9 protein-coding genes are annotated in these 13,757 nt (G+C 31.7%); 2 read left to right on the top strand and 7 right to left on the bottom strand.

The annotated features are described in order from the left end of the window. Positions 1–466: 466 nt before the first annotated feature. The 4 genes from ACUN3A_RS00380 to ACUN3A_RS00365 are packed head-to-tail and all read right to left on the bottom strand — an operon-like array spanning position 467 to position 7,060. Positions 467–1,789 carry an McrC family protein gene (locus ACUN3A_RS00380; RefSeq protein ID WP_445549365.1) on the bottom strand — a complete coding sequence of 441 codons (1,323 nt, stop codon included), beginning with the start codon at positions 1,787–1,789 and terminating at the stop codon, positions 467–469. Further along, positions 1,782–3,755 (bottom strand): McrB family protein, encoded by a 1,974-nt coding sequence (locus tag ACUN3A_RS00375; protein WP_445549364.1) that lies wholly within the window; start codon positions 3,753–3,755, stop codon positions 1,782–1,784. Before ACUN3A_RS00375 ends, ACUN3A_RS00380 begins: the two co-directional genes overlap by 8 nt. Positions 3,756–3,775: 20 nt before the next feature. Continuing rightward, a complete protein-coding gene (locus ACUN3A_RS00370; protein ID WP_445549363.1) occupies positions 3,776–4,021 on the bottom strand; it encodes a hypothetical protein in 246 nt (81 codons plus the stop codon). 33 nt (positions 4,022–4,054) lie between these two features. Further along, positions 4,055–7,060 carry a type I restriction endonuclease subunit R gene (locus ACUN3A_RS00365; RefSeq protein ID WP_445549362.1) on the bottom strand — a complete coding sequence of 1,002 codons (3,006 nt, stop codon included), beginning with the start codon at positions 7,058–7,060 and terminating at the stop codon, positions 4,055–4,057. 80 nt (positions 7,061–7,140) lie between these two features. Here ACUN3A_RS00365 and ACUN3A_RS00360 point away from each other — a divergent pair, with 80 nt between their 5' ends. Then, a complete protein-coding gene (locus ACUN3A_RS00360; RefSeq protein ID WP_445549361.1) occupies positions 7,141–7,983 on the top strand; it encodes a HipA family kinase in 843 nt (280 codons plus the stop codon). Between the two features lies 1 nt (position 7,984). Then, entirely contained in the window at positions 7,985–8,872 is an 888-nt protein-coding gene (locus tag ACUN3A_RS00355; protein ID WP_445549360.1) for a hypothetical protein, read from the top strand. A gap of 25 nt (positions 8,873–8,897) precedes the next feature. Here ACUN3A_RS00355 and ACUN3A_RS00350 read toward each other — a convergent pair whose 3' ends face one another. From ACUN3A_RS00350 to ACUN3A_RS00340, 3 genes are all read right to left on the bottom strand, one after another. Then, positions 8,898–10,169: a restriction endonuclease subunit S gene (locus tag ACUN3A_RS00350; protein ID WP_445549359.1), complete on the bottom strand. Its 1,272-nt coding sequence runs from the start codon at positions 10,167–10,169 to the stop codon at positions 8,898–8,900. Beyond that, positions 10,162–11,979, bottom strand: coding sequence for an ATP-dependent nuclease (locus tag ACUN3A_RS00345; RefSeq protein ID WP_445549358.1), 1,818 nt, complete (start codon positions 11,977–11,979; stop codon positions 10,162–10,164). The genes ACUN3A_RS00350 and ACUN3A_RS00345 overlap by 8 nt, the downstream gene beginning before the upstream one ends. Positions 11,980–12,075: 96 nt before the next feature. Continuing rightward, positions 12,076–13,755, bottom strand: a complete 1,680-nt coding sequence (locus ACUN3A_RS00340) for an aminoglycoside phosphotransferase family protein (protein ID WP_445549357.1) — start codon at positions 13,753–13,755, stop codon at positions 12,076–12,078. Positions 13,756–13,757: the final 2 nt, after the last annotated feature.

Below are 13,757 nucleotides of genomic sequence, written 5' to 3'. Positions count from 1 at the left end.
TTGTCAGAGATTTTTCATGGATATATCTCAGTAAAACTTCTTATATACTTCAATATTAAATTTATTATTTGATAAATCTAAATTGGTTGGTTCATATTTTTTGGCACCAGTCTTGTTAATTACGCTATGATGAATAAATGTACTCTCTATAATTTTTTTTGTGAGCCGTTCTTTATAAGATAATTATTTTTTGTTTTATATAAGGCTGTATTTCAGGTTTAATAAAATGAAAGCGAAAAGCCAAGACGTGAGACCTAGCTTTTTTTGAATTTAGGATTTGATTTGAATGCTAATTTGGGTGAGCAGGGATTACTGCGTCAGTTCACTTCTTTCGTATGCGAATCCACGCGATCGGGTTTCAGGAACTTTTAAAAAAAGCACACAAAGTCATGAGACATTTACCTAGCGTAAAGTTAAACACTTCGTGGAGTTGAGACTTCGTAGTAATCGGGGTAACTTTTTATCGTTAAGTCATTTTAATCCAATTTTCTATAAATTCATTAATCTCATCTTGCCAAAGTCTTACATCTTTGTTAATTGAAATCTTCAAAATACTACATTCTTCATCTTTTTCATCATGATCGCGTTTATAATAGGTTCCAGTATTTGTATTTTTGACTCTACCGGGATATAATAACGCTGTTTTAGATGCATTGTAATAATGAAGATATGCAAACATTTGCCTTAAATCATCGTTGGAAGGTTTGTCATCGTATAGATTTTTCCATTTAGTGTCAAGAACAAAATTTTTGCTGTTATACTTAATAAAAATGTCGGCTTTGAAATATGATTTTCGCTGATTATTAACTTTCCAAAAATCAGTAATTTTTTGTTCTTCTACTTCAAACGACGGATTAAATTTAATACTGTGATAAACGAATTTTTCCCATAGAGCATTCATGTCAAACATCAATGCCACAACTTCATCTTTTCCTTTTGATACATCTGGGTGAAAATTTAAAAGTATCATCTTAGCAATTAAAAGTGATGTTTTATAAGGTTGGGATTTCCTGTTTAAAACAATTTTATCAAATGTGCTTTCTTGAACATTTATATCATTGAGTTCAGGAAAACTCATTATCAATCTATTGATTCTACTTTTTAAAAGCTGAGATCCGTAGGTTTGCTGCAGTACTTTCAGGGCTTTATACAATATTGCATGCAATTGATGCTGATTGTCATATTCTGTTGTATGAACGTAGAATCTCTCTTTATGGACTAAATTGTACTGCAGTTGTTTAGAAAAAATTAGATTTCCAACTAATGATTTTCTATTATCCTCAATCTCTCTATATTGCTTTATCAATCCGTTATGAATTAATTTTTCAACTTCAATTATAAAAAGTTCATAGTAAATATCTAAAAAACTATTTGGCAATAATTTTAAGGAACTAAAACTAGTTGCATTAACATCAAATGCATTTACGGCTTGAAGCATTCTTATTAATAATGAACGCCAGGTATCTTTTTCAGTTTTTTCAATATTTTCATTCCAATTTTTATCTGCTTTCGGCAAGATTTCAATTATCAAGTCATTTAATTGCAATACACCAACAAATTGACAAAAACGCACTCCATTTTTAATTAAGGAATAGAATGGAAATGAGTCTTTATCACTGTTTAGTTTGGTAAGCTGACTTAAATTTAGAAAGGTATTAGACTTATACTTCCCATCTCCATAGAAAGTTTCTAATGCATCTAAATGTTTTGCTTCAAATAGAATTCCATTATATTTTTCACCAAGAATGAGATTTTCATGTTCAAAAAGGGTAATTTGCCTTTTATTCATTAGCAGCTAAAATTGTTGATTTGTTCATCAATGTTTCTAATGCATTATAGAAAGTTTCATCATCTTTAAAATCTGCAATACTATAAATATGTGAATCTCCATTTATATAATCATTTCCATTAAAATCTTTGCTATCGGCAAATAGTTCTTTATGATTTTCAACTTTAGTTTTTGTTACAAAACCAGAACCTAAAACCAGCCCAATTTTATTGTAATCACCATAAAAATATTCTTGTAATAGAGGAATAATATTTTTGTAAAACGCGGTTTTTAATTTATTTTCAATAATTTCTTCGTCATCTAATAGAAAGAAAGAATGACCAATCAGGTGATCCCGGCCTAAAAGAACTTCAATTCTTTTGTTGATCGTTTCTAAAATATCAAACGCAAATATTTTATTCCAAAAATACTTTTCGTTGTCTTCTTCTTCAATCAGATCATATTTTGGCATCATTTCCACAAAGTCAAATCGTCTTCTTAAAGCAGTATCTAAAGCTTCCACTGATCGATCAGCAGTATTCATTGTCCCTAGAATATAAACATTTTCAGGAACGCTAAATTCTTCCTTACTGTATGGTAAAATTGCCGTAATGGCTTCTGGTCTTCCAGTTCTTTTACTTTCTTCAATTAAGGTAATTAATTCTCCAAAAATTTTGGAAACATTTCCACGGTTTATTTCGTCAATGATTAAAACAAAATTTTTATTGGAATTATTAGTATCTTCAATATCTACATGATATTTTTTTTTAATGTATTCGCCAATTGCTGTTGTATATGGTTTCCAATCTTTAATATTACCGTTAATAACATAGTCCCTGGACATTTCCTTAGTAACACCCATATTGGTTCCTTTTTCTGTTTCAGGAATTGCAACTGCTGTTTCATTACTATTGATTATGACTTTAAATTTCTTTTTGTGGCTTGGGGTTTCTAATACAATTGAACCCTTTGCTAAAACTTCTTCTACAAATTTTGAATACGATTCATCAAAGTTTTTAGAAGTTTTCTTTTCAGATGCTTTTATGCATAGGTTTTTAAAAATACCCTTCTCTATTTTATAAATAACTTTGTTATCGACTGTTTTAGGTTTTATTCCTTCAATAAAATCTTCATAACTCATATTTTGATGAAAAGTGGTAAATACAATTTGACCTTCTTTTACTTTCTTTTCAAAAATAACTTTAACTTCATCACGAGTTTTTCCTTTAATTGACTCGCCAATGAGTTCTAAAGATTTATTAATTGTATTATAGGTCTTTCCCGTTCCTGGAGGACCATAGAGAATTTGGTTAAGTGATACTTTGTTTTTTTTATTTGATGACATAAATTCAGCAGTATTATTTCCTTCTCTATTATTATATTTTTTAGAATCAAACTTTTCTTTTAAAAATTTGATATAATTATTATTACCTAATATAGCCCTAGGTCTATCATTAGAACGCTCTTTACTAAAATTAGAAAAATCAGCATTTTTATCATAAATGTTATTTTTTATTATTTCAATTTGGTTCTTATAAATGCTAGTATCTATAATGAAAAGTTCGGTATTGAAACTTTCTTTATATTCGATTTCATATAAGTCTAATTCTTCTACAAGCCGCTCTTTTTTTGCTCCAAACTGCTTTGAATAATAATTACTTAATTTACCATCATTTAATATAAACCAATTGACAAATTCATTTTTGACATTTATTAAATTCACATTTATTTTTCCTTTGTTAATTATTTCAAATCCTTCTTTTTCTAATAGCTGAAAGGCAGGGGTATTACGACCACCTGCAAATGTATTCGGATCAAGTTCTTCTCCTGTGGCAAACCGATTGGCGATGCTAATTACTAATTTTGGCGGATAAGGTTTGTTTTTATGAATTAGATCATACGTACTTGACTGCCTACTTGCTGGGACACCATTTTGATCAATTTCTTCAATTGCAGCCAGTATGTCTTCTTTAGTTATATCTTCCATATCCTAATATAATTGTAGTATTATTTAGTTCTCAATTTTATTGAGTTTGTGTCAATTTGTTCAAACAAATAAGAATAATTTCCTTTTGATTTAGTTGATCTTAACATAATCTGCTTTGCTAAATCGATTCCTCCCTTTCGTTCTGGGTAGAGATTTCTTTTTTCGATATAATCTGCAATTTCATCAAAGGTTGCCGTGAAATTCTCTTTATTGATATTGATTAATGCGATGACAATAGCTTCATGCAGCGTTAATATATTTTTCATTTTATTTACTTTTGAATAGTTTAATTGGATAATCTACGCACTCCAATCGCTAAATTGCCCTTCGGCTTGCTGCATTATTTCTTGGAGTATGTCATTCAATTCTGAGATGCTTACTTTTCCCCGTAACTCTTTTTTTACAGCCAATCGGATACTTGCTTTAGCATCTTCCTTATTCATCCAGTCGAGTTGCAGGTTGTTTTTGACGGCATTTACAACGCCGTGAACGATATCTTGTATCGGTCCAGCTTCTTTAATAATCTCTTTTTTGGAGGCCAATATGTCGTAAAAAGCCAATTCTTCGTCACTTAACCCTAATTCTTTGTTGCGGTGATCTTCTTCTTGCAATTCCCTAGCTCGCTCAACTAATTCGGCTATGGTGGTGTAGGAATCGATTGCATTTTTATGGTAGTTGTCGATTACTCTTTCTAGTTCTTCTTTGAGCGAAGTATATTTTTTGATGTTCTGGTGCAAACGTAATTTTACTTCGTCCATCAGAATGTTTTTCAATAGTTCAATCTTGATATCGATGCTGTCCTTTTCTTTTTTGGCACCCAAAAGGAAATCCTCATTCAAAATAGAAATATCAGCTCTTTCCAATCCTGCCATAGCAAAAACATCCACTATATCGTCAGACTCGATGCTCCGACTAATCAATTCCTTGATTTGATCTTTTTGGTTGGTTCGGGTTCCTTTTACCGATTTGGCATTTCGTATGGCTTTCGACAAATGTTGGATAAACAAAACATCAACGGAGTATTCCTGAATTTCAGGCTGTGATTTTACGATGGATAATAAACCTGTGAGTTTCTTTTCTTCAAGCATGAAACTATTGGCTGGTTCATCGTATTTGATTATGCTGTTCAGCGCTTTTTTTATTAAAAGAATTTTATCACTTTCACGCAATCCTTTCCAGTCTGAATAATCAATATTTTCAGATACTAATCCTTTGCAAATTTCTATTTGGCTGTAGAACATTTCCAAGGCTTGGTGCATGTCAATAGTTGGCTTTCCGTGACCGCCACCGCCTGTGTATTTTGAAGTGGCTATTTTCAGCTGGTCGCCAATTCCGATATAGTCCACAATAACGCCTGAAGGTTTATCTTTAAAAACACGATTGGTTCTGGTAATGGCTTGCATCAAGGTATGTCCTCGCATAATCTTGTCCACATACATGGTATGTACACAAGGTGCATCAAAACCGGTAAGCCACATATCGCGAACAATTACTATTTGTAAGGGATCATTGGGTTTTCGAAACCTTTTCTTTAAAGCTTCTGTGGCATCTTGTGTTCTGATGTGATCGTTCCATGCAATAGGATCTTTGGAAATATTTCCGGTCATTACAACAGCAATTTCGGGACAGCCGTCAATGGCTTTTAGTGCATTATGTATTTTTACGCTATTGCGACGACTCATACATACTACCATTGCTTTACCCGGCAGGGTTTCGGTACGATTCTTATAATGCTTCATTATGTCTTTGGCAATTTTCTGAACGCGTTCTGCCGAACCTGCCGCATCTTCAATTGCTGCCCATTTTAAACTGCCGTCATCTTCCAAATCCTCGGTGATTGCATCTACTTCAGCATCTATATTTTCGTTTCCTAAATGGAGCTTTGCTAAACGGGGTTCGTAGAATATAGGAACGGTAGCTTTATCATTGACCGCTTGCTTGATATCGTAAATGTGTATTGTTTCTCCAAATACATCCTGAGTGTCGGCATCTTTGCTGTCTATTGGAGTTCCTGTAAAACCTATAAAGGAAGCATTGGGAAGTGCTTTGCGCAAGTTGGATGCAAAACCATCCAGTAATCCGTATTGCGTTCTGTGGGCTTCATCTGCCATCACGATAATGTTTTCTCTTTCTGAAAGTATCGGATGGGCAGTTTCTCCCAGTTCATTATCATTGCCTTGTTTTAATCTGAATTTTTCGATGGTCGTAAAGATCACACCTCCGCTACCTGTGGACAATAATTGACGTAATTCATCAGTAGAACCGGCATGTTGTACATCGCCAACCAAATCTTTGGCTAAGACAAAGTTTTCATACAATTGAAAATCCAAATCACTTCTGTCAACCTGCACTACAATTGTTGGGTTTTTCAGTTCGGGTAAGCTTCGTAAGATTCCGGCATAAATAGCCATGGAAATACTTTTTCCGCTGCCTTGCGTATGCCAAATCACGCCAATACGACCATCTCCATAAGGCTTAATGGCTTTTTTTGCAGCTTCTACGGCAAAGTTTACACCAAAAAATTGATGGTATTTGGCTCCCTTTTTTATCAAGGTTCCATTGTGGTCTTCAAAAAAGACAAAGTTTTTAATATAGGACAGTAAACGGTCTTTTGGGAATAATCCGAAAAGCAGGGTATGCATTTGGAAATCATCTTTTACAATTTCGACACCGTTGGTGCTTTTCCAAGCGGCATACCATTCGGAAGTGCTGTTAAACATTCCGTGCTGTGCTTCGTTACCATCGCTAACAATCGTTAGAGCATTGTATTCAAACAATAGCGGAATGTCTTTTCTATAATGCTGTATTTGGTTGAAGGCTTCGTCTATGGTTGTGTTTTCGTCAAACCAGTTTTTGAGTTCAAAAAGGACTAAAGGAATGCCATTGATGTAAATAATAATATCGGGACGGCGTTTGTTTTTGCCTATGATACTGAATTGATTGACACACCAAAAGGTATTGTTTTTTTCGTAACCAGATCTAAAATCAATAGGGTAGATGTGTACTGCTTTTTCATTGTCTTCTTCATCCTTGTATTCGTAGCTGATCCCTTTGGTCAGTTTGAGATGAAAGTCACGGTTGCGGTAATCGATATCGGCTCCAAGATTGTTGCAAAAGTCGGCTACGGCAAGATCTTGTATTTCAGGAGGAAGCTGTGGGTATTGGTTCACAATAAATTCCCGTAATTGGTCTTTTAGAATGACTGAATTTGCATTTTGTGGCAACTCATTTCCTTTAACATGTATATAGCCCAAATCAGTAAGCCATTCTATGGTTGCCTGCTCTATTACTGCTTCTGTAGTCATGTAGTTTTTATTAAATGCCACTAAAATACATTGTTTTAAAGAAATACTACTATATTTACTACACATTTATAATAAATTGTATGGTTGACATTCCCAAGGTTAAAACAGAATTTTTATTAGAAGAAACAAAAACAAGTGGGCACGCCCCTTTGAAGTTTATTTGCAACGATAACAATCTGTATTACTGCAAATATTTAATCGATTTTGATCCCAATGAAATTAACTGTCTTGCTTATGAAATAGTTTCCCATTATTTATTGAAAGCTTTGAATATCCCTACTCCCGATATTGCTTTGGTTCAAATTTCCGAAGGGACTTTGGATAAAAGTAAAATCATAAAAAACAGACGGCTTCGAGTAAATCATACTTGCTTTGGTTCTAAAGGAATAGATCCATCAGAAGAAATTACCGAATTTGAAATCTGTACTAGCAAAAGAGATTACAATCGAATTCAAAATCAAGAGGATGTAATTAAAATTGCCCTTTTTGATTTATGGATTAATAATGCTGACCGAGGACGATTTATCGATCCGGGATTTAATTACAATCTTTTGGCTGTTAGTTTTGGCAATCAACGTAAAATAATGGCATTTGACCATGCTTTTGTTTTTGGCGGAGTACAGCAAATTGGCGTATTTAATTCTAAAATGCCTTTTGAGAATCAGGGAAAATTCCATCAATCTGATTTTTATAAGAGCTTCATCGGCTATATGGATGAACAAGAAGTTATTAACATTGTTGATAATTTCATACCTTTGCTGAAGATTTCACATAAAGAGGTTATTGATTCTATTATACTTCAATTGACTGATATATGGAAATTAACGCCTAATTTAGCGGACCGAATTCAGGAGTATTTGTTTTGTGAAGAGCGAATAGAAAAGGTAAAATCGGTTATATTACACAGTAAATCCATTTTTTGAAATGAAAACATTTTTTAGCATCGTCAGTATTCAAACCAATCCTATTTCTACGGAAAAAGTGGTTATGGGAGTATTGGCTATTACCAAAAATGAAATTTATTTTGATTATTCTAAAAGCAAATTGGGATTATTGGATAAATTGGCTCCTGCCAAAATTGGGATTGGCATCATGGCTAAAAATACTTTACAGCAAATCAAACAAAAGGTTGCTGAGGAGAATAAAGCACTGATTAAAGGCCAGACGAAACTACAATTTGAAAAATCGATTTTCTCCAAAGATTATATTTCCTATTTGAATAAATACAATAATGGCATTTTGCATTTTTCGGAACCTGCTTCTTTGCCTTTTGATTTTACTGCCGAAAAATTTGCTCAGTATTATAACAACTTTGTGGGTGAGATTGCTCCTGTAGAAGCCAAAAAAGAAATCGTAACTTTTGCCAAAAAGATTAAGCCCGCATTTGAAAAGGAAGGTCTTGATGAAAAAGCAGATTTAAAATTTACTTTTGAGCCTTTTACTTTCAATGGTATTCTAAAAGAAACACACATCCCATTGATTACTAAAAACGGTGCCATTAGTGCCATTCAAACTGTTGATTTTAGTTTGGGGGAACAAACCGTGGTGCACCATTTGTACGAAACCTTAATCATCCAAAAGGCTTTGAATGTCTTTGCCGAAAAAGCAAAAACTACAGTTAAAAAAATTAAAATAGCTTTTGAAGAACCGGCCCAAGGAACCTTGCAACACGATTTGTTTGATTTGAGTATTAAAAACTATAAAGACGATTTTGATTTTATTACACCCGATATATTAGAAAAAGAAACAGAAATGATTAGTAATAGTAACAATATCAAGTTTTCTGAATTTCTTTTGACTTTAGAATCATAAAAAGGGCTTTTCAGCCCTTTCTTTTTTATAATACGTTTTCTATTTGTTCTCTAAACTCTTTTAACCGCACTTCACCGCTGATTAATCTTGGCAATAATGTATCGCGGAGTTGTGTCAAGGTTTGGTTTTCTTTAATATTTGCTTTTATCTTTTCAAAATTCATATCAACTTCCTTTTTTATTTCTTCAAATATTTCTTTAGACGGAACAATTACTTTTATGTTTTTAAAAGTTGAAGTTGTAATGGTGTCAAAAACAGAACCATAAGAAACATTCATGAAATGAGTCATTAGTGACTGTATCAGTAAATATGTCAATGCTTGTGAATAATTTGATTTTGAATAGATTCCATAGCATGATTGATTAATTGCCATTGGTTTTGCAATTATTCCAAATTTGCCGACAGAACCTCTCGCTACAACAATGACAGTATCTTCTGGAAGAATTTTTGTTGCACTTTTTTCTACACCTAACTGAGTTATTTTTTTTTCAGTGTCATTTATATATGAACCTCCATTATTACTTCCAATATCTTTTGCCGAAACCCAATAAATGTTACCATTCCAATAGTTTTCAACAGTTGTTTTTGGAGTCCCGCCACTTAAAAGTTGGAATAATTCAAGGAATGGTTTCACTTCCCAACCTTTAGGGATCATTCCCAATTCACTTTCTGCAAACTCATCGTCCTGAAATGGACCAAAATCTACAAACCAGTGTTTATAAAGTGTCATTGCCATTTCCTCAAGAGTATTGTTGATGGCGAGATTGTTTTCTATTTTATCGTCTATGACGGAGAGGATGGAGGCAATGGATTGTTGTTCTTGTATTGAAGGAAGCTTGATTTCAAATTCTTCAATCATACTTTTGGTTATCGCTTGTCTTGTTGCACCGGCACTAGCCAAATTTAGCAATGAGTTTTTATTAGAAGTTTCAAGAAGTGAATATTTCAGAAAACTAGGATTTAAGATTTCTTTATTTGCTCTAATAATTGCAACGTGTTGATTTACTCTTGCAGGCAAAAGTTCTTTTGGAACTTGACAAACCCTTGCAACAGAATCACCAGTAATATTAAATAAAACATCTTCTTCTTCCAGAGTGACATTGTTTAATTTTGAAGCTTGTGCGTCATCTATAAAAGCTAAACCATTAGTAGAAAAAGTAAAATCCAAAACATTTTGGCTTCTAATCAAAGAAATACCGGAAGTTTTGTAGGCTTCTTGACCACCTCTAGGAGTAGATCCACTTCCGATTTTAGTTGTTACTTGTGAGAGTTTATATGATTTCCAGTTGTTAGGCATTTATTTCTTTATCTAAAAGTGAAAGCTTCTCAGCAATGGTTCTAATTAATTTTAGACTAGAGTCGAAAGTAATATCTGTCTTATCAAAGCTTTCATCGTGTAATAAATTGTCAAAATGTCGGGCAATACCAACTTTTGAAATAGGTGTGCTTTTTTTATTCCAAACTGCTTCTTCTATACCTTCTTCAAAATAAAATTCTTTTATTTTAGTAACAACAGCTGTTTTATATCTTGAAGCTTTAATTTTTGATAAATCTAATAAGAATTCAGTCTCAGGTGTTCTTAAATTATAAACACCAATTTCTACTAATTCTTTAGAATAATTTATTACAGCTTGCTGTAATAACTTACTAGGCATCAAATCTTCAATAGATACAGCATCTCTATTGAATTCATTAACTTGAATTAAATCAAGCATTTCTTTGTTATCAATTTCAACTACTTTTTTGTTTAATCTGTTATAAGTTGAAGTGGAGTCCGAATCAATTAAAACCAGAGTAGGCCTATCATCATCCATTATTATCTGTACCATTGAAGGTAGGTTACTTTCAGTTCCAGCATCTATAAAAGAAAATAGATCCGTATTGATATTCAGTTTTCCTTTATTGTTGAAATAATTCATCAAACTTGAAATGAAAATTAAATCTTCAGGACCTTCGACAATTAGTGCTTTATCAGAATAATAAAAACTATCTTTTATATTTAGCCCTAAAGAAGAGCGCATGGGTTTCCAGTTTTTGGAGAATCCTTTGTGTTTAAAATGCGTACCTAAATCATGATCGCGTTCCACGATTTTCACCCTATTTGGATGTAAACGATTTATTAAAAACGGAGAATGAGTAGTGTAAATAATTCTATATTTCTTTGAAAGCTCTTCTAAATACTTTAACAAATCTCTTTGTCCACTTGGGTGTAATCTCAAACCTGGCTCATCAAGAAGAAAAATAATATCTTGAGTATCATCATCAGCCAGGGTTGCCATTTCAATCAATAAATTGAAATAATACTTAAATCCTTCACTTCTTTCATCTATCGAATAGGTTGATTCTGTTCCATCTTCAATTTGCAAATATATTTCACCAGAGTCATGTACAAATTCGAAATTTAAATTATCGTCCTGGGTATAATATTTTTTTATAAACTTTTTATTCAGATTTTTGTTTAGTCTATCTAAATACTGCTTTAACTGAACTCTTTCTGTTGGTATTTTCGAAGTGTCTTTTAAGCCTGCAATTTTTAATAGTTTATAAAGTGAAGTATCTATAGCTGTTTCATTTTTCAAATCCGTTAAAGTTACAGTATAAGTTAAATCAATACTTTCTTTAATTTTTATAATTATTGTTTGAAAATTATATATATCAGGACTAGATATAGTAAATTGAGAATCGTCAAAAAGGGGTATTTTTATAGCGGGTGTAAGACTATTAATTAAATAGAAATTTGCACTAGTATTTAATTGATTTTTTGTTTCAAATACAATATAATCTGGCAAAAATGAAGACTTCACAGATTCTTCACTAAACGACGATCTAAAAGCATCTAAGAACGCATTAAAACCATCAACCTTTATATTGTAATGAAACGAAATATTAGGAATTTCTTGATTAGTATACTTTTCACTAGCTCTTCTAGTGTGTTTTTTGTAATCAAGAGTCAACATATTGTCAAGGTCTGCAAAATCAAAAACATCTAAAACATTACTTTTACCGCTTTCATTTTGTCCCACTAAACAAGTTAGACGGTCATTTAAATCCCATTCTATTTTTTTAATAGATTTATAATCTTCAATAATTATTTTTTCTAATCTCATATTTTTAAAATTATCTTATAAAACTGCGTAACATGCTTGTTTATAGATTGTTTGTTTTTTAAAGTTGCTCTAGCTATTAGGTTTTCTCCGCTGTCTTTAATTTTTTTTATTGTTTTCAATTCCAAAAATTGCTTTAGAAATATTTCTTAGCCTGTCTATAAAATCATTTAAGCCAAAGCCAATTATTCCTGATATGGCAAGTAAGAAATATAATCTTGAACTTGAAAGTTTATTTGTATTCAATTCCATCATACCTCCATAGTATAAAAAATAAAAGATAACTCCTGCCAAAAAACCTATTGTTGGTCTCAAAAAGTACCAAGGCCACCATCGGTCTACATCAAGGTCGTCTTTATAACTAGCATTACCAACAAAGTCCCAAAGACTTCTAATGTTAACTCCTATAACTGAAATTAATCCGGAAGCTATAAGTAACCATGGTAATTGATTCTGATCACTCTTTTGCGATTTATAAGCCAATACATTTACTTCTTTGAAATAGCTATTGTCTGATTTTATTGAATCAGGAGCCAATCCAATAAGTTCTTGCTTCATATTATCGTTTATAAATTCTGATGATATTAATGTGTCTTTTTCATAGATGAACCAAGAAGGTGATTTTTTAAAGTTTAATTTAATGTTTTCATTGTTATTCCAATATTGCGTATGTCTTATATTGTCATTTAAATTAAAAGTGAAAATATAGATAAATAATCCTACTATTAATAAAGAAAAGAAAGTCAAATTAAATGCTGTATATTTTTTTTGTTTTTCAAATCCAAATTTCCTTAAACCTAATGTAAATACAAAGTAGTCACGCATTTTCGATTTTTTTTTAATTTCAAAACTTTGATATATTTCAAATAAACCTTTAAACACACAAAAAAAAGACTCTCGTTTTTTTCCCGTAGGCAAATCATTTTTTAAATAGGGTGCAATTCTAAAAAGTCTTAAAATAGCATACTTATCTATAATTTCTTGATCTATATTGATGTTTATTTTCGTGTTTAGTTTAGTTATTATTCTATTAAAAAAATCACTTTTGCCTTCTCTAGCATATAAATAACCAATCGACATTGCTAAATCGCCGGAAATCATTTCTTCAAAATCAATAAAACCTGCAAATTCGTTTCTATCATTAATTATTATATTTTCTGGATAGAAATCCAACCAAATCAATGCTTTTTTGTCTGAATGATAAAGGTTTTTAAAAGAAATATTGTCCTTAAAATCATTTAGTATCTTTTCAACGTCATTATTTTTATTGTATTTTCTTATTTGTTTTTTTCCTTCATTATAAGCGTTTTCAATAAATAATTTCCAAGTAGAGAAGGATCCTAGTAAATTTGTTTGGAGAGGTCCGAAATCTTCGCAACTTATCGATGATAATTTTAATAGATTGTCGACAATATCTTCAACAATTCTATTTTTGGAATCGTCCGTTAAACTGCTATAAATACTATTTAACGTATTCCCTTCAATGTAATCATATAATATATAATTACTTTTTGCATCCTTATTTTCTATTGAAGAACTAATGTAATTAGGGACTTTCACACCAGCTTCTTTTGCTTTTTTAAAAACTTCAGGTTCAAATTTCAATATCGATTCTCTACCGTCAGGGTATATTCTTAAAATGACTTTTTTCTCTATGTTTTCATCACCCTTTTTGACTGTTAAAAGGTATTTATCGGTCATAACACCTTGTTCAATTTTAACTGATTTTATAACCTTAATATCATTATGTTTTTCGATTTCTTTAAAAATAGTTTTCATAA

This window comes from Flavobacterium sp. WC2509, assembly GCF_052683105.1.
The sequence above is the reverse complement of the archived record's forward strand: the minus strand, read 5'-3'. Positions and strand labels throughout refer to the sequence as shown.

Bases quoted from the DNA above. Each gene is read 5' to 3' on its own strand.
- ACUN3A_RS00380 (WP_445549365.1), bottom strand. From the start codon at position 1,789: ATGAATAAAAGGCAAATTACCCTTTTTGAACATGAAAATCTCATTCTT.
- ACUN3A_RS00350 (WP_445549359.1), bottom strand. From the start codon at position 10,169: ATGCCTAACAACTGGAAATCATATAAACTCTCACAAGTAACAACTAAA.
- ACUN3A_RS00360 (WP_445549361.1), top strand. From the start codon at position 7,141: ATGGTTGACATTCCCAAGGTTAAAACAGAATTTTTATTAGAAGAAACA.
- ACUN3A_RS00365 (WP_445549362.1), bottom strand. From the start codon at position 7,060: ATGACTACAGAAGCAGTAATAGAGCAGGCAACCATAGAATGGCTTACT.
- ACUN3A_RS00355 (WP_445549360.1), top strand. From the start codon at position 7,985: ATGAAAACATTTTTTAGCATCGTCAGTATTCAAACCAATCCTATTTCT.
- ACUN3A_RS00345 (WP_445549358.1), bottom strand. From the start codon at position 11,979: ATGAGATTAGAAAAAATAATTATTGAAGATTATAAATCTATTAAAAAA.
- ACUN3A_RS00370 (WP_445549363.1), bottom strand. From the start codon at position 4,021: ATGAAAAATATATTAACGCTGCATGAAGCTATTGTCATCGCATTAATC.
- ACUN3A_RS00375 (WP_445549364.1), bottom strand. From the start codon at position 3,755: ATGGAAGATATAACTAAAGAAGACATACTGGCTGCAATTGAAGAAATT.
- ACUN3A_RS00340 (WP_445549357.1), bottom strand. From the start codon at position 13,755: ATGAAAACTATTTTTAAAGAAATCGAAAAACATAATGATATTAAGGTT.